Genomic DNA, 25,325 nt, shown 5'->3' on the forward strand with positions numbered 1-25,325 from the left:
TCAGGACAGGCCGAGCTCGTCGTCGAGAAGCGCGAACACATCGTCGTCCGACGCCGCTTCGAGGTCGAATTCGCCGCTGCCGTTCGCCGACTCCTTGTTCAGTGCGGCCCACTTCGTCCTGAGTACCTCGATTCGTCCGGCGACATGCTTGTATTCCTGCGCGTCGACGGTCATCTCCGTCATCGCCTTCTGCAACTGGTCGAGAATGGCGAGAACCGATCCCGCCCCGGTGGCCTCCTCGGTCACCAGCTGGTCGCGGAGATGGTCCACGACATCGGCCGGGGTGGGGTAGTCGAACAACAGGGTGGCCGGCAGACGCAGCCCGGTGGCCGCGTTCAGCCGGTTCCGGAAGTCCACCGCCGTCAGCGAGTCGAAGCCCAGCTCCTGGAACTGGCGGGTGGCCCCGACAGCCGTCCCGTCCGCGTGTCCGAGCACCACGGCGGCCTGGTCGCGGACCAGCTTCAGAAGAACGTCGCGGCGCTCCTCCTCGGTCAGTCCGGTCAGCCGCTGTGCGAGCGAGTCGGCCGACTGCGGAGCGGCCGTCGCGGACCGCCGGGCAGGCGTACGGATGAGGCCCCGGAGCAGGGCCGGGATCTCGCCCTGCGCCCGGAGTGCCGGCAGATCCAGCCGTACGGGCAGCACCAGCGCCGCCGCGGCGGTGAGCGCCGCGTCGAACAGCGCCACCCCCTGGTCGGTGGAGAGCGCCGGCATACCCGAGCGGGCCAGCCGTCGCATGTCCGCCTCGGTGACGCCGCCGGTCATCCCACCGGCCTGATCCCACGGACCCCAGGCCAACGACACGCCCGGCAGTCCCTCGGCCCGCCGGTGTTCCATCAGCGCGTCCAGGAAGGTGTTCGCGGCCGCGTAGTTGCCCTGCCCGGCGCCGCCGAACACGCCGGCCACGGACGAGAACACCACGAACGCGGAGAGGTCGAGGTCCCGCGTGAGTTCGTGCAGGTTCCAGGCCGCGTCGACCTTCGGCCGCAGTACGGTGTCCAGCCGCGCCGGGGTCAGGGAACGGATCACGCCGTCGTCCAGCACGCCGGCGGCGTGCACCACCGCCGACACCGGACGCGCCGGGTCCACCGCCGCCAGGACCTCGGCCAGGGCGGCCCGGTCGCCGACGTCACAGGCCGCGGCCGTGACCTCGGCGCCGAGCAGTTCCAGCTCTTCGACGAGCTTTTCCGCGCCGTCCGCGCCGAGACCTCGGCGGCTGAGCAGCAGCAGACGGCGTACGCCGCGCTCGGCGACCAGGTGCCGGGCCAGCACACCGCCCAGACCACCGGTGCCGCCGGTGATCACCACCGTGCCGCCCCGCTCCCAGCCATCGCCGTCGTCCCCGGCGTCGCCGGGGACCGGCTCCGGGAGTGACGCCCGGTCCAGCCGCGCGGCCCTGAGCTCACCGCCGCGCAGCGCCCATTGCGGCTCGTCCGAGCCAAGGGCCTGCGCCAGCGGAAGCCGCTCGGCGCCGTCGGCGGGGTCGAGGTCCAGCAGACCGAAGCAGCCGGGGTTCTCCGACTGCGCGGACCGCACCAGGCCCCGGACGGAAGCCGCCGCCAGATCGGCCACACCGCCGCCGTCCACAGCCACCGCGCCCCGGGTGACGAACACCAGCTTCGACCCGGCGAACCGGTCCTCGTCCAGCCACCGCTGCAGCTGCTCCAGCGTCCGGGATGTGAGCGACCGTACCGATCCGGGCACGGTGTCGGCCGCGTCGCCGAGTACGGGCATCAGCACGACACCCGGCACCGGGGCATCCGTCGCGGCCAGCGACGCCAGGTCGGTATGCGTCTCGACGAGCGCACCGAATCCGGCCGCGCCGGCGGCGAGTCCGAGGAGATCCGGCCCCACCAGGGCGACCGGACCGGCGCTCGGTGTGCCGGACCCGGCCTGGCCTGCGGCGGGCACCGGAATCCAGTTCTGTACGAAGAGCGCGTCCTTGCCCGTTCCGGTGGCGGCGTTCAGCTGTTCGCTCGACACGGCCCGTACGAGCAGCGAGTCGACCGAGGCGACCGAGGCGCCGGAGGTGTCGGCGACCGCGATCGATATCGCGTCGTCCCCGGCCGGAGCGATCCGTACCCGCAGCGCGGCGGCGCCGCTCGCCCGGAGCGAGACGCCCTCCCAGGAGAACGGGAGAGCGGCGCCGCCCGACCCGCCGTCACCGGCGAGCAGAGAGGCGTGCAGCGCGGCGTCGAGCAGCGCGGGATGCAGACCGAACGCGGCCGCGTCACCCTGCGCCTCCTCGGGCAGGCTGACCTCCGCGAAGACCTCGCCGTCACGCCGCCAGGCGGCGTGGAGCCCCTGGAACACCGGGCCGTAGGCGAACCCGATCTCGGCGAACCGCTCGTAGCAGCCGTCCAGGTCCAGGGCCTCCGCGTCCTTCGGCGGCCAGACCGTGGCGTCGAACCCGGTGTTCTCCGGTCCGGCGCCTTCGGCCAGCGCGCCGGTGGCGTGCTGGGTCCACGGCGCGTCGGTCGCGCCTTCGGGCCGGGAGTAGATCCCCACGGAGCGGCGGCCCGACTCGTCGGGCGTACCCACCGCGACCTGCACCTGCACGGCGCCGCGCTCCGGCAGGAGCAGCGGGGCCGCGAGGGTCAGTTCCTCGACCCGGTCGCAGCCGACCTCGTCGCCGGCCCGGATCGCCAGCTCCAGCAGCGCCGTACCCGGCAGCAGGATCTGGTCCATGACCGCGTGGTCGGCCAGCCACGGATGCGACTGCACGGACAGCCGGCCGGTGAACAACACGCCTTGCCCTGCGGCGAGTTCGACCGCCGCGCCCAGCAGCGGGTGCTCGGCGGAGCCCAGCCCCGCCGCGCGTACGTCACCGGTGCCGGACCGCGATCCCGCCGGCCAGAACCACTGGTGCTGGAAGGCGTACGTGGGCAGTTCGACCCGTCGCGCGCCCGTTCCGGTGAAGAACCCGCTCCAGTCGACCGTGGCACCGTGCGCGTGCACCTGAGCCAGCGCGGCGAGGGCGGTGAGTTCCTCGTCCCGGTTCTTGCGCAGGACCGGGACGGTCACGGCGCCGTCCGGCACCGATTCCTGGGCCATGGCGGAGAGCACCCCGTCCGGGCCCAGCTCCAGGAACGTGGTCACGCCCTGGTCGGCGAGGGTCCGTACACCGTCGGCGAAGCGGACCGCCTCCCGGACGTGCCGTACCCAGTACTCGGCCGAGCACAGCTCCCCGTCCGAGGCCAGACCGCCGGTCAGGTTCGACACCACCGGGATACGCGGCGCCCGGAAGACCAGGCCCTCCGCCACCGCGCGGAACTCCTCCAGCATCGGCTGCATCAACGGCGAGTGGAACGCGTGCGAGACACGCAGCCAGGTCGCCTTCCTGCCGAGTTCCTCGATCCGTGCCGCGACGTCGAGCAGGGCGTCCTCGGCCCCGGAGACGACCACGGAGGCCGGACCGTTGACGGCGGCGATCGAGACGCCGTCGGACAGCAGCGGGACCACCTCGTCCTCCGTCGCCTGCACCGCCACCATCGCGCCACCGGCCGGCAGCGCCCGCATCAGCGAAGCCCGCGCCACCACCAGACGGGACGCGTCCTCCAGTGAGAACACCCCCGCCACATGGGCGGCGGCGATCTCACCGATGGAATGTCCTGCCACGAAGTCCGGGGTCACACCCCACGACTCCACCAGCCGGAACAGCGCCACTTCAATGGCGAACAGCGCGGGCTGGGTGAAGCCCGTGTCATTCAGCAGCTCGGCGTCCTCGCCCCAGATGACCTCACGCAGTGGACGGTCCAACTCGCCGTCCAGCCGCGCCAGTACGGAGTCGAGCGCCTCGGCGAACACCGGGAACCGCTCGTACAGCTCCCGGCCCATCCCCAGCCGCTGGCTGCCCTGACCGGAGAACAGCACCGCCGTCCTTCCGCCGGTGGCCGCACCGGAGACGGCCAGCGGGTCCGGCTCGCCGGCCGCCAGCGCCGCCAGCGCCCGCACCATGTCGGCCGGATCACCCGTCAGCACCACCGCTCGATGCTCGAAGCTCGACCGGCTCGTGGCCAGGGAGAACCCGACATCCACCGGACGCAGCTCCGGCCGCGCCTCAAGAGCGGACAGCAGGCGGGCCGCCTGGTCCCGCAGCGCGTCCGCCGTCTTGCCCGAGAGCACCCACGGCACCCCCGTGTCGGGCAGCTCGGCCCCGGCCGGCTCGGCGGCCGCTTCGGCCACCGACGCGGGCTGCTCCAGGATGATGTGCGCGTTCGTACCGCTGATCCCGAAGGACGACACACCCGCACGCCGGACATGGCCGGATTCGGGCCACTCGGTGGACTCCGTCAGCAACTCCACGGCGCCCGCCGACCAGTCCACATGGGACGACGGAGCGTCGACGTGCAGCGTCTGCGGCAGCGTTCCGTACCGCATCGCCATGATCATCTTGATCACACCGGCGACGCCGGCGGCCGCCTGCGTGTGACCGATGTTGGACTTCACCGAGCCGAGCAGCAGCGGCCGCTCCGGATCACGGTCCCGGCCGTACGTCGCGAGCAGCGCCTGCGCCTCGATCGGGTCACCGAGTGTGGTGCCCGTGCCATGCGCCTCCACGGCGTCGACCTCGTCGGCGGAGAGTCCGCCACTGGCCAGGGCCTGCCGGATCACCCGCTGCTGCGAGGGACCGTTCGGCGCGGTCAGACCGTTCGAAGCACCGTCCTGGTTGACCGCACTGCCGCGCAGCACGGCCAGGATCTCGTGGCCGTTGCGCACCGCGTCGGACTGCCGCTCCAGGACGAGCATGCCGACGCCTTCCGCCCAGCCGACACCGTCGGCCGACTCGGAGAACGCCTTGCACCGTCCGTCAGGCGACAGACCACGCTGCCGGGAGAACTCCACGAAGGTGCCGGGAGTCGACATCACCGTCACACCACCGGCCAGCGCCAGCGAGCATTCGCCGCCGCGCAGCGCCTGCGCGGCCAGGTGCATCGCCACCAACGACGACGAGCACGCCGTGTCCACCGTCACCGCGGGCCCTTCGAACCCGAAGGTGTAGGACACCCGGCCCGACGCCACGCTGCCCGCGCTGCCCTGACCCTGATGGCCTTCGAAATCCTTGCCGTTGAGGGTGGTGCCGTAGTCGCTGTACATCACACCGGCGAACACGCCCGTCGCGCTGCCCCGCAGCGACACCGGATCCACACCGGCCCGCTCGACCGCCTCCCACGACGCTTCCAGCAGCAGCCGCTGCTGGGAGTCCGTCGCCATGGCCTCACGCGGGCTCATCCCGAAGAACGCGGGATCGAACGCGCCGGCGTCCCGCAGGAACCCGCCGGAGCGGGTGTAGGCCGTGCCGGCGTGGTCGGGGTCGGGGTGATACAGCGATTCGATATCCCAGCCGCGGTTGTCCGGGAATCCCGAGATCGCGTCGGCGCCCTCGGTCACCAGCCGCCACAGATCCTCCGGCGAACCGACGCCGCCCGGGTACCGGCAGCTCATCCCGACGACCACGATCGGATCGTCGGCCAGCGACGGCAGCAGCCGGACCGGGACCGACACGTCGGCCTCCGTTCCGAACAACTCGTCACGCAGATGGTCCGCCAGCGCCGTCGCGGTCGGATAGTCGAAGATCAACGTGGCAGTGAGCCGCAGGCCGGTCACCGTGGACAGCCGGTTCCGCAGCTCGACCGCCATCAGCGAATCGAAGCCCAGGTCCCGGAACTGTGCGGCCGCGTCCACGGCTCCCGCGCCGGTGTGGCCGAGCACAAGGGCGACCTGACCCCGTACGAGATCGAGGAGCGCCTCCTGCCGCTGTACGGAGTCGAGCCCGGCCAGCCGGCTCGCGAGCCCGGTGGCGGTGGCGGATCCGGCCACGGCGGTCCGTCGGGAGCGGGTACGGATCAACGCCCGCAGCAGCGGCGGGACCTCACCCCGCGCACGCAGCGCCGGCAGGTCGAGCCGCACGGGCGCCACCACGGCCTCGCCGGTGGCCAGCGCCGTATCGAACAGCGCCACGCCCTGGTCGAGGGAGAGCGGCGGCATACCGGAGCGGGCCATCCGCTGCATGTCCGCCTCGGTCACGCTTCCGGTCATCCCGCCGGACTGGTCCCACGGGCCCCAGGCCAGCGACACACCGGGCAGGCCCTCGGCCCGCCGACGGCCTGCCAACGCGTCCAGGAACGCGTTCGCGGCGGCGTAGTTGCCCTGCCCGGCACCGCCGAACAGACCCGCCACGGAGGAGAACACCACGAACGCGGCCAGATCGAGATCACGGGTCAGTTCGTGCAGATGCCAAGCCGCGTCCGCCTTCGGCCGCAGGACCGTGTCGAGCCGCTCCGGAGTCAGGGATCCGATGATGCCGTCGTCCAGCACGCCCGCCGTATGCACCACGGCGGTCAACGGGTGTCCGGCCGGCACACCGGCCAGCAGACCGGCCGCCGCGCTCCGGTCGGCGACGTCGCACGCCGCGACCGTGACCTCGGCGCCCTGAGCGGTGAGCTCCGCCACCAGCTCCGCCGCGCCCGGCGCGTCCGCGCCCCGGCGGCTCGCCAGCAGCAGATGCCGCACACCACGCTCGGCCACGAGGTGCCGCGCGAGCACGCCACCCAGACCGCCCGTACCGCCGGTGATCAACACCGTGCCCTCGGCATCCCAGGCGTGATCCGCCCGGATGTCGCCGACGGGCACCCGGGCCAGCCGTCCCGCGCGGATTCCGTCGTCGCGGACCAGCAGTTGTGGCTCGTCGACACCGAGAGCCCGCGGCAGCAGCGCCGTCGACGCCTCGTCGGAGCCGAGGTCGACCAGGCCGAAGCAGCCGGGGTTCTCGGTCTGCGCGGACCGCACCAGACCCCATACCGAGGCCGCGGCGATGTCCGTGACCTCCTCGCCGCCGTCCGCTACCGCGCCGCGCGTCACGAATACCAGGCGCGAGCCGGCGAAGCGCTCCTCGGCCGGCCATCCCTGGATCAGCGCCAGTACGTCGGCGGTCAGCGCGTGCGCGGACTCCACCACCCGGCCTTCGGTCTCACCGGTCACGCCCACCAGCACCACGTCCGGCACCGGGGTCTCCCCCGCCGTCAGCGCCGCCAGGTCGGCGTACGCCTCGACGGCCACGCCGGCCTCCGCCATCGCGTCGGCCAGAGCCGACGCGCCCGCACCGAGCACGGCGACCGACTGCGAACCGAGCGGCTCGTCCGATACGGGGATCCAGGTCAGCCGGAACAGCGCGTCCCTGCCGACCGCTCCGTTATCACTCAACTGTTCGCTCGACACGGTCCGTACGAGCAGCGAGTCGACGGACGCGACCGGCTCACCGGTGGTGTCGGCGACCGCGATCGTCAGCGCGTCGTTGCCTGCGGGAGCGAGCCGTACCCGCAGTGCCGAAGCGCCTGTCGCGTGCAGCGAGACCCCCTGCCAGGAGAACGGCAGGCCGCCGTTGCCTTCTTCGCCGTCGCCGGCGAGCAGCGAGGCATGCAGCGCGGAGTCGAGCAGGGCGGGGTGCAGACCGAACGCGGCCGCGTCGGCGTCCTCCGGGAGGCTCACCTCCGCGAAGATCTCACCCTCACGCCGCCAGGCGGCCCGCAGCCCCTGGAACACCGGACCGTAACCGAAGCCGATCTCGGCGAACCGCTCGTAGCAGCCCTCGACATCAAGCGGCTCGGCGCCCGCGGGCGGCCAGACTGTCGCGTCGAAATCGGTGGACGCGCCGGAAGCACCGACGGCCAGTACGCCCATCGCGTGCTGCGTCCAGGACGCGTCCGCCGCACCCTCGGGATGGGAGTGGACCGTGACGGTACGCCGCCCGGTGTCGTCGGCGACGCCGACCCGTACTTGTGTCTGCAGGGCGCCGCGCTCCGGCAGCACCAGCGGCGCCGCGAGAGTCAGCTCGTCCACCCGGTCGCAGCCGACCTCGTCGCCGGCGCGGAACGCCAGCTCCAGCAGCGCCGTACCGGGCAGCAGGATCCTGCCCATGACGGCATGGTCGGCCAGCCACGGATGCGACTGCACGGAAAGCCGGCCGGTGAACAGCACGCCCTCGCCCTCGGCCAGTTCAACGGCGCCGTTGAGCAGGGGGTGTTCGGCGGACGTCAGCCCGACCGCGGCCCCGTTCGCCACTCCGTGCGAACCGGTCGGCCAGAACCACTGGTGCTGGAAGGCGTACGTCGGCAGATCGACCTGCCGCGCGCCGGTTCCGGCGAAGAACGCCGGCCAGTCCACGCGTACACCGCGCACCTGCAGTTGGGCCAGTGCGCTGAGAGCCGTCGTCTCCTCGGGCCGGTCCTTACGCAGCACCGGTACGGTCACCGCGCCGTCCGGCACCGACTCCGCGGCCATCGCCGACAGCACACCATCGGGGCCCAGCTCCAGGAACGTGGTCACGCCCTGGTCGGCGAGGGTCCGCACACCGTCGGCGAAGCGGACCGCCTCGCGCACGTGCCGCACCCAGTAGTCGGACGAGCACAGTTCTTCGACCGTCGCGAGCTGCCCGGTCAGGTTCGACACGACCGGCACCGACGGCTCGGCGAAGACCAGGCTCTCCGCGACGGCGCGGAACTCGTCCAGCATCGGCTGCATCAGCGGGGAGTGGAAGGCGTGCGAGACGCGCAGCCTGCTCGTCTTACGGCCCTGCTCCGCCAGCCGCGCCGCGACCTCCAGCACCACATCCTCATCACCGGAAATCACCACCGACGCCGGGCCGTTGACCGCCGCGATCGACACACTGTCGGAGAGCAGCGGGACGACCTCGTCCTCGGTGGCCTGCACCGCCACCATCGCACCACCGGACGACAGCGCCTGCATCAGCTTCGCGCGGGCCGCCACCAGACGGGACGCGTCCTCCAGCGAGAAGACCCCGGCCACATGCGCGGCGGCGATCTCACCGATGGAATGGCCGGCCACGAAGTCCGGGGAAACACCCCACGACTCCACCAGGCGGAAGAGAGCGACCTCAATGGCGAACAGCGCCGGCTGGGTGAAGCCCGTCTCGTTCAGCAGGTCGACGTCCTCGCCCCAGATCACGTCCCTGAGCGGACGGTCCAACTCCCCGTCCAGCTGCGCCAGTACGGAGTCGAGCGCCTCGGCGAACACCGGGAACCGCTCGTACAGCTCCCGGCCCATCCCCAGCCGCTGACTGCCCTGACCCGAGAACAGGAACGCGCGCTTGCCGCCGCCCGACGAACCGGACACCACCGAGGCGTCCGGCTCACCGGTCGCCACCGCCGCCAGCGCTCGAGCCACCTCAGCCGGGTCACCGGTCAGCAGCACCGCTCGGTGCTCGAACCTCGACCGGCCCGTCGCCAGCGAGAATCCGACATCCACCGACCGCACCTCCGGCCGCGCCTCGATGAAGGAGAGCAGCCGCGCCGCCTGGCCCCGCAGTGCTTCAGGCGTCTTGCCCGACAGCACCCACGGCACCACACCCGGCTCCACCGCCGGAACATCGGCCTTGCCGACCACCGTTCCCTGGATCACCGTGGCCGGCTGCTCCAGGATGACGTGCGCGTTCGTACCACTGATACCGAACGACGACACACCCGCACGCCGTACCCGACCGGCCTCCGGCCAGGCGGTCTGCTCGCTCAGCAGCTCCACCGCGCCCGCCGACCAGTCGACGTGTGAGGACGGCTCGGTCACATGCAGCGTCCGCGGAAGCACTCCGTGCCGCAGCGCCATGACCATCTTGATGACCCCGGCGACACCGGCGGCCGCCTGGGTGTGCCCGATGTTCGACTTGAGCGAGCCCAGCCAGAGCGGGCGCTCGGGCTCACGGCTCTGACCGTAGGTGGCGAGCAGCGCCTGCGCCTCGATCGGGTCACCCAGCGTGGTGCCCGTACCGTGCGCCTCCACCGCGTCCACATCGGCGGGCGAGAGTCCGCCACTGGCGAGCGCCTGCCGGATCACCCGCTGCTGCGAGGGACCGTTCGGCGCCGTCAGACCGTTCGACGCACCGTCCTGGTTCACCGCCGAGCCACGCACGACGGCCAGAATCTCGTGACCGTTGCGCAGGGCGTCCGACTGCCGCTCCAGGAGCAGCATGCCGACGCCTTCCGCCCAGCCGACACCGTCGGCCGACTCGGAGAACGCCTTGCACCGTCCGTCGGGCGACAGACCACGCTGCCGGGAGAACTCCACGAAGGTGCCGGGGGTCGACATCACCGTGACACCGCCGGCCAGCGCCAGCGAGCATTCACCACTGCGCAGCGCCTGCATCGCCCAGTGCATCGCCACCAGCGACGACGAGCAGGCGGTGTCCACGGTGACTGCGGGGCCCTCGAACCCGAAGGTGTAGGAGACCCGGCCCGAGGCCACGCTGCCCGCGCTGCCCTGGCCCTGGAAGCCCTCGAACTCCTTGCCGTTGAGGGTGGTGCCGTAGTCGTTGTACATCACACCGGCGAAGACACCGGTCTGGCTGTCGCGCAGCGACACCGGGTCGATACCGGCCCGCTCGATCGCCTCCCACGACGATTCCAGCAGCAGCCGCTGCTGGGAGTCCGTCGCCATGGCCTCACGCGGGCTCATCCCGAAGAACGCCGGGTCGAACTGCCCCGCCTCGTGCAGGAACCCACCCGAGCGGGTGTAAGAGGTCCCGCTGTGGTCGGGGTCGGGGTGGAACAGCGCGTCCACGTCCCAGCCACGGTTGGCGGGGAAGTCCGAGACGGCGTCCGCGCCCTCGGTGACCAGCCGCCACAGATCCTCCGGCGAGGCCACCCCGCCCGGATACCGGCAGGCCATCCCGACCACCACGATCGGGTCGTCCGCCATCGGCGGCAGCGACGACACCGGGATCGCCACCTCGGCCTCGGCTCCGAGCAGTTCGTCCAGCAGATGGTCCGCCAGCGCCGTCAGTGTCGGGTAGTCGAAGACCATCGTGGCCGGCAGCCGCAGCCCGGTCGCGGTGTTGAGCCGGTTCCGCAGCTCCACCGCCGTCAGCGAGTCGAAGCCCAGATCACGGAAGGCACGCTCCGAGTCGATGTCGGCGACGCTCGCGTGGCCCAGCACCAGAGCCGCCTGGGCACGGACGAGATCCAGCAGCACTTCTTGTCGGTCCGCCAGGTTCAAACGGCTCAGCCGCTGCGCCAGGCCGGCGTCCCCGCCCGATCCCGTCGTGGCGGCCCGGCGTGAAGGCGTACGGATCAGCCCTCGCAGCAGCGCCGGGGCGACGCCCTGTGCGCGCAGCACCGGCAGGTCCAGCCTCACCGGTACCGCGAGCGGCTCGCCGCCGGCCAGCGCCGCGTCGAACAGGGCCATCCCCTGTTCGACCGAGAGCAGCGGCATGCCCGCGTCCTCGGCCCGGCGCAGATCACGGTCGGCCAGACCGCTGGTCATGCCCGCGCCCTGCTCCCACGGGCCCCAGGCGAGCGACAGGCCCGGCAGGCCCTCGGCCTGCCGGTGCGCGGCGAGCGCGTCCAGGAAGGTGTTGCCCGCCGCGTAGTTGGCCTGTCCCGCGCCGCCGAAGACGCCGGCGACCGAGGAGAACACCACGAACGCGGCCAGATCGAGATCACGGGTCAGTTCATGCAGATGCCAGGCCGCGTCCGCCTTCGGCCGCAGGACCGTGTCGAGCCGCTCCGGCGTCAGCGAACCGATCACGCCGTCGTCCAGCACACCCGCCGTATGCACCACAGCGGTCAATGGATGGTCCACCGGCATCGACGCCAACAGCTCCGTCAGCGCTTCCCGGTCCGCCACGTCACACGCGGCGACCGAGACCTCGGCGCCCTGCTCGGCGAGCTCCGCGACCAGCGCCTCGGCGCCCTCGGCCGCGAGACCGCTACGGCTGACCAGCAGCAGGTGCCGTACACCCCGCCCGGCCACCAGGTGCCGCGCCAGCCGACCGCCCAGACCGCCCGTACCACCGGTGATCAATACGGTGCCCTCGGCGTCCCACGCCGCACCCGCCTCCGGCTCGGCGACGGTCATACGGGCGAGGCGCCCGGCACGCATGCCACCATCTCGGATCACCAGCTGTGGTTCATCCGCACCGAGAGCCCGCGGCAGTACGGCCGCCGGCTCATCGGACCCGAGGTCCACCAGGCCGAAGGAGCCCGGGTTCTCGGTCTGCGCGGACCGGACAAGGCCCCACACCGAGGCGGCGGCGACATCGGAGACATCCTCGTCACCGGCCGCCACGGCGCCCCGGGTCACGAACACCAGCCGCGAACCGGCGAACCGGTCCTCGGACAGCCACTCCTGCACCAATGCCAGCGCGTCGGCGGTCAGCGCGTGCGCGGACTCCGCCACCTGACCGTCGGACGTGTCGGCGACACCCACCAGCACCACGTCCGGCACCGGGGACTCCCCCGCCGCCGACGCCAGATCCGGGTACGTACCGACCGTGACGCCCGTCCCCTCCAAGCCCTCGGCCAGGCCGAGAGCATCCGGGCCGACCACCGCGACCGCACCGGACAGGGCCTCGGACGGAACAGCCACCGGCACCCAGCCCAGGCCGAACAACGCGTCCCTGGCCGGCCCCGCCGCCCCACGGAGCTGCTCGCTCGACACGGTCCGTACGAGAAGGGAGTCGACCGAGGCGACCGGCTCACCGGACGTGTCGGCGACCGTCACCGATATCGCGTCGTTGCCCGCGGGAGCGATCCGTACCCGCAGGGCCGACGCGCCCGTCGCGTACAGCGAGACGCCCTCCCACGAGAACGGCAGACCGCCGTTGCCCTCTTCACCGTCGCCGGCGAGCAGGGAAGCGTGCAGCGCGGAGTCGAGCAGGGCGGGGTGCAGACCGAACGCGGCCGCGTCGGCGTCCTCCGGAAGGCTCACCTCCGCGAAGATCTCACCGCCACGCCGCCAGGCAGCCTGGAGCCCCTGGAACACCGGCCCGTAACCGAACCCGATCTCGGCGAACCGCTCATAGCAGCCCTCGACATCAAGCGGCTCGGCGCCCGCAGGCGGCCAGACCGTGGCGTCGAAGTCGGTGGACGCGCCGGAAACACCGACGGCCAGTACACCCGTCGCGTGCTGCGTCCAGGACCGCTCGTCGGCGCTGTCGAGCCGGGAGTGGACCGCGACCGAGCGCCGGCCCTCGTCGTCAGCGACGCCCACACGTACCTGCACCTGCACCGCGCCCTGCTCGGGAAGCAGGAGCGGTGCGGCGAGCGTCAACTCCTCGACGCGGTCGCAGCCGACCTCGTCACCGGCGCGGAACGCCAGCTCCAGCAGCGCCGTACCGGGCAGCAGGACCCGGTCCATGACGGCGTGGTCGGCCAGCCACGGATGCGACTGCACCGACAGCCGGCCGGTGAACAACGCTCCTTCGCCTTCAGCCAGTTCGACCGCGGCGCCCAGCAACGGATGCTCGGCCGAACCGAGACCCGCCGCCCGCACATCACCCGCTCCGCCCAGGGGGCCGGCGGGCCAGAACCACTGGTGCTGGAAGGCGTACGTCGGCACATCCACCCGCAACGCGCCGGACCCGGCGAACACGGCGGCCCGGTCCACGGGAACGCCCTGGACGTGGAGCCGCGTCAACGCGGTGACGGCGGACAGTTCCTCGGGCCGGTCCTTGCGCAGCACCGGCAGCACGAGCGTGTCGGCGTCGGTGGACTCCCGCGCCATGGCGGAGAGCACCCCGTCCGGCCCGAGCTCCATGAACTTCCTGACGCCCGCGCCCTCCAGGAACCGCACCCCGTCGGCGAACCGGACCGCCTCCCTGACATGCCGCACCCAGTAGTCGGCGGAGCACAGCTCCTCGGCTGTCGCCGTTTCACCGGTGAGGTTCGACACCACCGGAATACGAGGCGTCCGGAAGACCAGCCCCTGCGCTACGGTGCGGAACTCGTCCAGCATCGGCTGCATCAGCGGAGAATGGAAGGCGTGCGAGACCCGCAGCCTGCTTGTTTTACGGCCCTGCTCTTCCAGCCGCGCCGCGACCTCCAGGACCACATCCTCATCGCCGGAAATCACCACCGACGTCGGGCCGTTGACCGCCGCGATCGACACACGGTCGGACAGCAGCGGAAGAACCTCATCCTCCGTCGCCTGCACCGCCACCATCGCACCACCGACGGGCAGCGCCTGCATCAGCCTCGCCCGCGCCACCACCAGCGTGCAGGCGTCCTCCAGCGAGAACACCCCCGCCACATACGCGGCAGCGATCTCACCGATCGAATGGCCGGCCACGAAGTCCGGGGAAACACCCCACGACTCCACCAGCCGGAACAACGCCACCTCAATCGCGAACAACGCCGGCTGAGTGAAGCCCGTCTCGTTCAGCAGGTCGACGTCCTCGCCCCAGATCACGTCCCTGAGCGGACGGTCCAACTCCCCGTCCAGCCGGGTCAGTACGGAGTCGAGCGCCTCGGCGAACACCGGGAACCGCTCGTACAGCTCCCGGCCCATCCCCAGCCGCTGCGAACCCTGGCCCGAGAAGAGCAAGGCCGTCTTCCCGCCGGTGACCGAGCCGGATACGGCCAACGGGTCCGGTTCACCGGCCGCGAGCGCCGTCAGGGCTCGTACCGTGTCCGCGGAGCCGTCCGCCAGCACTGCCGCCCGATGGTCGAAGACCGACCGGCCCGTGGCCAGCGAGAATCCGACATCCACCGGCCGCAGCTCCGGCCGCGCCTCGATGAAGGAGAGCAGCCGCGCCGCCTGGCCCCGCAGCGCCTCCGGCGTCTTGCCCGACAGCACCCACGGCACCACCCCGGGCTCCAGCACCGGAGCATCGGTCTTGCCGACCACCGTCCCCTGGATCACCGTCGCCGGCTGCTCCAGGATGACGTGCGCGTTCGTGCCACTGATACCGAACGACGACACACCCGCGCGCCGCGCACGGTCGCTCTCCGGCCAGACGGTCGGCTCGGTCAGCAGCTCCACCGCGCCCTCGGTCCAGTCCACATGGGAGGACGGAGCGTCGACATGCAGCGTCTGCGGCAGGCTTCCGTGCCGCATCGCCATGATCATCTTGATCACCCCGGCGACGCCGGCGGCGGCCTGCGTGTGACCGATATTGGACTTCACCGAGCCGAGCAGCAGCGGCCGCTCCGGGTCACGGTCCCGGCCGTACGTCGCCAGCAGCGCCTGCGCCTCGATCGGGTCGCCGAGCATCGTGCCCGTGCCGTGCGCCTCCACCACATCGACCTCGTCGGCGGTGAGTCCGCCACTGGCGAGCGCCTGCCGGATCACCCGCTGCTGCGAGGGACCGTTCGGCGCCGTCAGACCGTTCGACGCACCGTCCTGGTTCACCGCACTGCCTCGCACCACAGCCAGAATCTCGTGACCGTTGCGCAGCGCGTCCGACTGCCGCTCCAGCACCAGCATGCCGACACCCTCGGACCAGCCGACACCGTCGGCCGACTCGGAGAACGCCTTGCACCGCCCGTCGGGCGACAGACCACGCTGCCGCGAGAAGTCCACGAACACCGTCGGCGTCGACATCACCGTCACCCCGCCGGCCAGCGCCATCGAGCACTCACCGCTGCGCAGCGCCTGCATCGCCCAGTGCATCGCCACCAGCGACGACGAGCACGCGGTGTCGACGGTGACGGCGGGGCCTTCGAGACCCAGCGTGTACGACACCCGGCCGGACGCCAGACTCGTACTTCCACCGCCCTGGAAGCCCTCGAACTCCGGGCTCGCCAGCACGGCGGTGTAGTCGCTGTACATCACACCGGCGAAGACCCCCGTCGCGCTGCCCCGCAGCGACACCGGGTCGATCCCCGCCCGCTCGATGGCCTCCCACGAGGCCTCCAGCAGCAGCCGCTGCTGCGAGTCCGTCGCCAGTGCCTCACGCGGGCTCATCCCGAAGAACGCCGGGTCGAACTGCCCCGCCTCGTGCAGGAACCCGCCCGAACGCGTGTAGGACGTACCCATGTGGTCGGGGTCCGGGTGGAACAGCCCGTCCACGTCCCAGCCACGGTTGACCGGGAATCCGGAGATCGCGTCGGCGCCCTCGGTCACCAGCCGCCACAGATCCTCCGGCGAACCGACCCCGCCCGGATACCGGCAGCTCATCCCGACGACCACGATCGGGTCGTCGGCCACCGCCGCGGTCCGGGTGGCAGCGGGCGCGGCCACCGCCGCGTCCGAGCCGAGCAGCTCGTCGAGCAGATGGTCGACCAGTGTCTGGACCGTCGGATAGTCGAAGGCCATCGTGGCGGGCAGCCGCAGCCCGCTGGCGGTGTTGAGCCGGTTCCGCAGTTCGACCGCCGTCAGCGAGTCGAAGCCCAGCTCGCGGAACGCGCGGCCCGGATGGACCGCCTCGGCGTCGGCGTGCCCCAGTACGAGGGCGACCTGCCCGCGTACGAGGTCGAGCAGCACCTCTTGACGCTCCACGGCGGTGAGCCCGGCCAGCCGCTCCACAAGTCCCGCGGCGGTGGCCGATCCGGCGACCGCCGTTCGACGGGACCGGGTCCGGATCAGAGCCCGCAGCAGCGGCGGCACCTCACCCTGGGCACGCAGCACCGGCAGGTCCAGCCGGACCGGCGCGAGTACGGCGTCCCCGGTGGCCAGCGCCGCGTCGAACAGCGCCACACCCTGCTCCACCGGAAGCGGGGGCACGCCGGAGCGCGCCATCCGGTCGGTGTCCGCTTCCGCGAGCGTCCCGGTCATGCCACCGGACTGGTCCCACGGGCCCCAGGCGAGGGACGTCCCCGGCAGGCCCTCGGTCTGCCGGCGCTCCATCAGCGCGTCCAGGAACGCGTTGCCCGCCGCGTAGTTGCCCTGCCCCGGACTGCCGAAGGTGGCCGCCGCGGAGGAGAAGACCACGAAAGCGGCGAGGTCCATGTCCCGGGTCAGTTCGTGCAGATGCCAGGCCGCGTCGACCTTCGGCCGCAGGACCGTGTCGAGCCGCTCCGGGGTCAGCGAACCGACCACCCCGTCGTCCAGCACACCCGCCGCGTGCACCACGGCGGACACCGGGTGCGCGGCCAGCAGGTCCGCCAGCGCGTCCCGGTCGGCCACATCGCAGGCCGCGACCGCGACCGCGGTCCCTTGCAGCTCCAGCTCGGCCACCAGCTCTTCGACGCCCTCGGCGGCCCGTCCCCGCCGGCTGACCAGCAGCAGCCGCCGTACGTCGTGCTCGGCCACCAGATGGCGCGCGACGACCGCGCCCAGACCACCCGTACCACCGGTGATCAGCACGCTGCCCTCGGCGCCCCACGCCGGGGTCATATCGAATTCGGCCGCCGGCCTGCGGAGCAGGCGCCCGGCCAGGACTTCGCCGTCCCGGACCACCACCTGCGGCTCATCGGCGTCCAGGGCCCACAGCGGCAGCGCGGCCGACTCGTCCACGTCCAGGTCGACCAGTCCGAAGCAGCCGGGGTTCTCCGACTGCGCGGACCGTACGAGACCCCACACCGAGGCCGCCGCCACATCGCGACCGCCCACAGCGCCACGGGTGACGAAGACGAAGCGGGACGCGGCGAACCGCTCCTCGGCCAGCCGCGCCTGGAGCTGTGCCAGGACCTGGTGGGTGAGTGCGCGCACCGAGCCGGCGGTGTCCGCGGTCGGCTCGCCGGCCACGGGGATCAGTACGACGCCGGGCAGCGGAGTATCTCCGGCCGCCGCAGCCATCAACTCCTGGTGGATGTCCGGCTCGACACCCGCGTCACGCAGGGCTGTCACCAGACCCACGGTGTCCGGGCCGAGCACCGTCACCGTCTGCGGGGCGTCGGTGGAGGGCGCGGCCAGCGGAGTCCAGTCCAGCCGGAACAGGGCGTCCCGCGTCAATGCCGCGGAGTCGCTCAGCGCCTCGGTGGACAGCGCCCGCATCGCCAGCGACTCCACCGACGCGACCGGCGCCCCCGTGGTGTCGGCGAGAGCGATCGAGACCGCTCCGTCGGCGTCGCGGGTCATCCTGACCCGTACGGCCGAGGCCCCGGACGCCTGCAGCGAGACGCCGCTCCAGGAGAACGGCACACCGGCCCGCTGATCCTGACCGGTGAACCAGGCCGCGTGCAGCCCGGCGTCCAGCAGCGCGGGGTGCAGGCCGAACGCTTCCGCTTCGTCCTGGAGGCCGTCCGGCAGGCTCACCTCGGCGAAGACCTCGCCGCCGCGTCGCCACACGGACCGCAGTCCCTGGAACACCGGACCGTACGCGAAACCGTCGGCGGCCCGGGCATCGTAGAAGCCGTCCAGGTCCATCGGCTCGGCGCCCGCGGGCGGCCAGACCGTGGCGTCGAAGTCGGCGGACGCGCCGGAGGCACCGACGGCCAGTACGCCCATGGCGTGCTGGGTCCACGGTGACTCGATCGCGCCCTCGGGACGGGAGTGGACGGTGAGGGTGCGCCGCCCGGTCTCATCGGCGGCGGTTCCGACCCGTACCTGCGTCTGCAGGGCGCCGCGCTCCGGCAGCACCAGCGGCGCCGCGAGGGTCAGTTCCTCGACGCGGTCGCAGCCGACCTCGTCGCCGGCCCGGATCGCCAGCTCCAGCAGCGCCGTACCCGGCAGCAGGATCCGGCCGAGCACCGCGTGGTCGGCCAGCCATGGGTGCGACTGCACCGACAGCCGACCGGTGAACAACACGCCTTCGCCCTCGGCCAGTTCGACAACGCCGTTGAGGAGGGGGTGTCCTGCGGACATGAGCCCGATCGCGGCCGCGTCGGCGCCGCCTCGTACGCCCCCGGGCCAGAACGGCTGGTGCTGGAAGGCGTACGTGGGCAGATCCACGCGGGACGCGCCGGTCCCGGCGAAGAACCTGGTCCAGTCCACGAGCGCGCCGTGCGTGTGCAGTTGGCCCACGGCGGTGACCGCGGAGGTCTCCTCGGGGCGGTTCTTGCGGAGCACCGGCACAGTGACGGCCTCGTCGGGCACCGATTCCCTGGCCATGGCGGAGAGCACCCCGTCCGGGCCCAGCTCCAGGAACACGCCGACGCCCTGATCGGCGAGGGTCCGCACGCCGTCGGCGAACCGGACGGCCTCCCGGACATGCCGCACCCAGTAGTCGGGCGAGCACAGGTCCTCGGCCGACGCCAGCCGGCCAGTCAGGTTCGACACCACCGGAACCGACGGCTCGGCGAAGGTCAGGGTCTGCGCGACGGCGCGGAACTCGTCCAGCATCGGCCGCATCAGCGGCGAGTGGAAGGCGTGCGAGACGCGCAGCCAGGTCGCCTTCCTGCCCTGCTCCTCAAGCCGCGCCGAGACCTCCAGTACCACGTCCTCATCGCCGGAGATCACTACCGACGAAGGGCCGTTGACCGCGGCGATGGACACCTGGGCTTCGCGCTCGGACAGCAGCGGAAGAACCTCGTCCTCCGTCGCCTGCACCGCGACCATCGCACCGCCGGACGGCAGTGCCTGCATCAGCTTGGCCCGCGCCGCGACCAGACGGGACGCGTCCTCCAGCGAGAACACCCCCGCCACATACGCGGCAGCGATCTCACCGATCGAGTGACCCGCCACGAAGTCCGGGGAGACACCCCACGACTCCACCAGCCGGAAGAGAGCGACCTCAATGGCGAACAGTGCCGGCTGAGTGAAGCCCGTCTCGTTCAGCAGCTCCGCGTCATCGCCCCAGATCACATCCCTGAGCGGACGGTCCAACTCCCCGTCCAGCTGGGCCAGTACGGAGTCGAGCGCCTCGGCGAACACCGGGAACCGCTCGTACAACTCCCGGCCCATCCCCAGCCGCTGACTGCCCTGACCGGAGAAGAGGAACGCCGTCTTGCCGCCGATCACCGAACCGGACACGGCCGAGACATCCGGCTCGCCGACCGCCACCGCCGCCAGTACCTGTGCCGTGTCGACGGAGTCACCGGCCAGCACCACCGCTCGATGCTCGAAGCTCGACCGGCTCGTGGCCAGGGAGAACCCGACGTCCAGCGGCCGCAGATCGGGCCGCGCCTCGATGTACGAGAGCAGCCGCGCCGCCTGGCCGCGCAGCGCCTCCGGCGTCTTGCCGGACAGCACCCACGGCACCACGCCGGGCTCCACCGCCGGAGCTTCAGCGGTGTTGACCACCGTCCCCTGGATCACCGTGGCCGGCTGCTCCAGGATGACGTGCGCGTTCGTACCACTGATACCGAACGACGAGACACCCGCGCGCCGCGCACGGTCGCTCTGCGGCCAGGCGGTGTTCTCCCGCAACAGTTCCACCGCGCCCGCCGACCAGTCCACGTGCGACGACGGCTCGGTCACATGCAGCGTCCGCGGCAGCACTCCGTGCCGCATCGCCATGATCATTTTGATCACACCCGCGGCGCCCGCGGCCGCCTGGGTGTGGCCGAGGTTCGACTTCACCGACCCCAGGAGCAGCGGCTGTTCGCGGTCCCTGCCGTAGGTGGCGAGCAGTGCCTGCGCCTCGATCGGGTCACCCAGCGTGGTGCCCGTACCGTGCGCCTCCACCGCGTCCACATCGGCGGGCGAGAGTCCGCCGCTGGCCAGGGCCTGCCGGATCACCCGCTGCTGCGAGGGACCGTTCGGCGCCGTCAGACCGTTCGACGCGCCGTCCTGGTTCACCGCGGAGCCGCGCAGCACCGCGAGGATCTCGTGGCCGTTGCGCAGGGCGTCCGACTGGCGCTCCAGGAGGAGCATGCCGATGCCCTCGGACCAGCCGACGCCGTCGGCCGACTCGGAGAACGGCTTGGACCGGCCGTCGGGGGCCAGGCCCCGCTGCCGCGAGAACTCCACGAAGGTGTCGGGGATCGACATGACGGTGACACCGCCGGCCAGCGCCAGTGAGCATTCACCGCCGCGTAGCGCCTGCGCGGCGAGGTGCATCGCGACCAGGGACGACGAGCAGGCGGTGTCCACCGTGACGGCGGGGCCCTCGAACCCGAAGGTGTACGAGACGCGACCCGAGGCCACGCTCAGCGCGCTGCCCTGGCCCTGGAAGCCTTCAAACTCCTTGCCACTGAGTGTGGTGTTGTAGCCGCCGTACATCACACCGGCGAAGACACCGGTCTGGCTGTCGCGCAGCGACACCGGGTCGATACCGGCCCGCTCGATGGCCTCCCAGGACGTCTCCAGCAGCAGTCGCTGCTGGGAGTCCGTGGCCATCGCCTCGCGCGGGCTCATCCCGAAGAAGTCGGGGTCGAACTCGCCGGCGTCGTGCAGGAATCCACCCGAGCGGGTGTAGGACGTCCCCATGTGGTCCGGGTCGGGGTTGAACAGCGCGTCCACGTCCCAGCCACGGTTGACCGGGAAGTCCGTGACGACATCGGCGCCTTCGGTGACCAGCCGCCACAGGTCCTCCGGCGAACCGATGCCGCCGGGGAAGCGGCAGCTCATGCCCACGACCACGACCGGGTCGTCGTCGAGCAGAGCCCGCGAGAGTTCCGGCACCGCGGCCGCGGCCGCGTCCGGGCCGAGGAGCTCTTCGAGCAGATGGTCCGCCAGCGCCCCGACCGTCGGGTAGTCGAAGACCATCGTGGCCGGCAGCCGCAGCCCGGTCGCGGTGTTCAGCCGGTTCCGCAGCTCCACCGCCGTCAGCGAGTCGAAGCCCAGATCACGGAAGGCCCGTGCCGGGTCGACCCCGTCACCACTCGCGTGGCCGAGCACCATGGCCGCCTGGCCGCGTACCAGATTCGCCAGCGTCTCACGCCGTTCGGCGCGCTCCAGCCGGCTCAGGCGCTCCGCCAGACCGGCGTCCGCGCTCGTTCCCGCTCCGGCGACCGCGGTGCGCCGGGAGCCCGTACGGACCAGACCCCGCAGCAGCGGCGGGACGGCGCCCCGCGTACGCAGCGTCGCCACGTCCAGTCGCACCGGCGCCACCGCGGCCCGGCCGGTGGCCAGCGCGGCGTCGAACAGGGCCACGCCCTGTTCGACCGAGAGGAGAGGCATTCCCGCCTCGGCCGCCCGGCGGAGATCGGCCTCACCGAGACCGCTGGTCATGCCGGCGCCCTGGTTCCAGGCGCCCCAGGCGAGGGAGACGCCCGGCAGGCCCTCGGCCTGCCGGTGCGCGGCGAGCGCGTCCAGGAAGGTGTTGCCCGCCGCGTAGTTGCCCTGTCCCGCGCCACCGATCAGGCCGGAGACCGAGGAGAACACCACGAACGCGGCCAGATCGAGGCCCCGGGTCAGTTCATGCAGGTTCCAGGCCGCGTCGGCCTTCGGCCGCAGGACCGTGTCGAGCCGCTCGGGGGTCAGCGAGCCGATGATGCCGTCATCCAGCACGCCCGCCGTGTGCACCACGGCGGTCAGCGGATGCTCGGACGGCACCGCTCCCAGCAGTCCTGCCAGCGCCACGCGGTCCGCCACATCACATGCCTCGACCGATACGTCGGCGCCCTGCTCCGTCAGCTCGGCGACCAGCTCGGCCGCGCCCGGAGCTTCGATGCCGCGACGGCTGGTCAGCAGCAGGTGCCGTACACCGCGCTCGGCGACCAGATGGCGCGCCAGCACACCGCCGAGACCGCCGGTACCGCCGGTGATCAGAACCGTCCCGTCGGCATCCCACACTCGCGGCATGCTCAGCACGATCTTGCCCACATGCTTGGCCATGCTCATGAACCGGAACGCGTCCCGGGCCTGCCGCACATCCCACGAGCGGACCGGCAGCGCCTCCAGCACACCTCGGTCGAACAGCTCCATCAACGCGACCAGCATCCGCTGGATACCCTCGGGCTCCACCCACCCGAGGTCGAAGGACTGGTAGTCCATGCCCTCCGGCAGGTCCGCCTCATCGCGGATGTCGGTTTTGCCCATTTCCAGGAAGCGGCCGCCGGGCGCGACCAGCCGCAGCGACGCGTCCACGAACTCACCGGCCAGCGAGTTCAGTACGACATCGACACCCTGGCCCTCCGTGACTCCGGCAAAAGCCGCCTCGAAATCTGTCGTACGCGACGAAGCGATGTGATCGTCCGCCACACCCAACGACCGCAGAACGTCATGCTTGCCCTCACTCGCGGTCGCGAACACCTCGGCGCCCAGATGATTGGCCACCTGGATCGCCGCCATCCCCACACCACCCGCGCCGGCATGAATCAGCACCTTCTCACCGCGCTGAAGCCCACCGAGGTCCACCAGGGCGTAGTACGCCGTCAGGAACACCAGCGGCATCGAAGCCGCCGTCTCCCACGACCAGCCCTCGGGCATCCGGGTGAGGAGCCGTGCGTCGCCCACCACCTGCGAGCCGAAGCCACCGGACACCAGACCGGTGACCCGGTCGCCGGGCCGCAGCCCGGTCACATCGGGTCCGGTCCCGGTCACCACACCCGAGACCTCGCGCCCCATCCGCCCGGCGTCACCGGGGTACATGTCCAGCGCCTTGAGGACGTCGCGGAAGTTCACCCCGGCCGCGCGCACGTCGATCCGTACATCGCTGCCGGTCAGCGGCTCAAGGACCTCGGGGAACGGCGCCAGGGTCAGCCCGTCCAGGCTGCCCTTCGTCTTACTGTCCAAGCGCCACGGCACCCCGGCCGGCGGCACCAGCCCCGTACCGGAGTCCAGCCGCGCGAGCCGGCCTGCCTGGATTCCGCCGTCGCGGATCACCACCTGCGGTTCGTCCGCGCCGAGTGACGTCGCGAGCCGCGCGACGGCGTCGTCCGCGAAGCCAAGGTCCACCAGGCCGAAGCAGCCGGGGTTCTCGGTCTGCGCGGACCGGACCAGACCCCACACCGAGGCGGCGGCGACATCGGAGACATCCTCGTCACCGGCCGCCACGGCGCCCCGCGTCACGAACACCAGCCGCGAACCGGCGAACCGGTCCTCGGCCAGCCACGCCTGGAGCGACGCCAGTACGTCGGCGGTCAGCGTGTGGGCGGACTCCGCCACCCCGGCACCGTCCGTGCCGTTCACACCGGACACGCCGATCAGGACGACGCCGGGCACCGGGGACTCCCCCGCTGCCAGCGCCGCCAGATCGGTGAACGTCTCGACACGGGCGCCGGACTCGGCCACCCCGCCGGCGAGCCCGAGCGGATCCGGCCCCACCAGGGCGAGAGACTCGGGCACGGCGGAACCGGACGGCACGGGAACCCAGTCCAGTCCGAACAGCGCGTCCCGGGCCAGCGCGGCGTCCTCGCTCAGCTGCTCGCTCGACACGGCTCGTACGAGCAGCGAGTCGACCGACGCGACCGAGGCACCGGACGTGTCGGCGACCGCGATCGACACCGCGTCCCGGCCGGCGGCCGGGGCGATCCGGACCCGCAGGGCACTGGCGCCCGTCGCGTACAGCGAGACGCCTTCCCACGAGAACGGCAGACCGCCGTTGCCCTCCTCGCCGTCACCGGCGAGGAGCGAGGCGTGCAGAGCGGAGTCGAGCAGTGCGGGATGGAGGCCGAACGCGGCCGCGTCGGCTTCCGCGCTCTCCGGGAGGCTCACCTCGGCGAAGATCTCGCCGTCGCGCCGCCAGGCGGCCCGCAGTCCCTGGAACACGGGGCCGTAGCCGAACCCGAGCTCGGCGAAGCGCTCGTAGCACCCCTCGACGTCCAGGGGCTCGGCGCCGGTCGGCGGCCACACCGTGGCGTCGAATCCGTCGGCCGGCACCTGGCCGGCCACCGTCAGTACGCCCATCGCGTGCTGCGTCCACGACCGCTCGTCGGCGCCGTCGATCCGGGAGTGCACCGCGACGGAGCGCCGGCCGGTGTCGTCCGCGACCCCGACGCGCACCTGGACCCGGACCGCACCGTGCTCCGGCAGCGTGAGCGGCGCGGCGAGCGTCAGCTCTTCGACGCGGTCGCAGCCGACCTCGTCACCGGCGCGGAAGGCCAGTTCCAGCAGGGCCGTTCCTGGCAGCAGGATCCGGTCGAGGACCGCGTGGTCGGCGAGCCACGGATGCGACTGGACGGAGAGCCGGCCGGTGAACAGCACTCCTTCGCCCTCTGCCAGTTCGACCGCCGCGCCCAGCAGCGGATGTCCGGCGGAGCCCAGCCCCGCCGCGCGTACGTCACCCGCGCCGGACTGCGGCCCCGCCGGCCAGAACCACTGGTGCTGGAAGGCGTACGTCGGTATGTCCACCCGCGCCGCGCCCGTCCCCGCGAACACGGCGGCCCATTCGGTCGACACACCTCGCACATGGAGCCGCGCCAGCGCGGTGACGGCGGCCAGTTCTTCCGGCCGGTCCTTACGGAGCAGGGGTACGGTCACGGCGTCGTCCGGCACCGATTCCTGGGCCATGGCGGAGAGCACACCGTCCGGGCCCAGCTCCAGGAACGTGGTCACACCCTGATCGCCCAGCGTCCGTACACCGTCCGCGAACCTGACGGCCTCCCGGACATGGCGCACCCAGTACTCCGCCGAGCACAGCTCCCCGTCCGAGGCCAGACCGCCGGTCAGGTTCGAGACCACGGGCATACGCGGCGCCTGGAAGACCAGGCCCTCCGCCACCGCGCGGAACTCCTCCAGCATCGGGTCCATCAGCGGGGAGTGGAACGCGTGCGAGACCCGGAGCCTGCTCGTCTTACGGCCCTGCTCCTGAAGCCGGGCCGCGACCGCGAGGACCACGTCCTCGTCGCCCGAAATCACCACGGACGACGGACCGTTGACCGCCGCGATCGACA

At 72.1% G+C, this 25,325-nt stretch carries 1 protein-coding gene (cut by a window edge); it reads right to left on the reverse strand.

What is annotated here, in order from left to right:
• Positions 1-25,325: the 3' portion of an SDR family NAD(P)-dependent oxidoreductase gene (locus ACZ6MZ_RS11300; protein WP_469351228.1), read on the reverse strand. The gene runs 7,354 nt beyond the window's last position; 25,325 of the gene's 32,679 nt are visible here — the last part of the coding sequence; the start codon falls outside the window, past its right edge; the stop codon is at positions 1-3.

Source organism: Streptomyces sp. NPDC042201 (genome assembly GCF_055582185.1).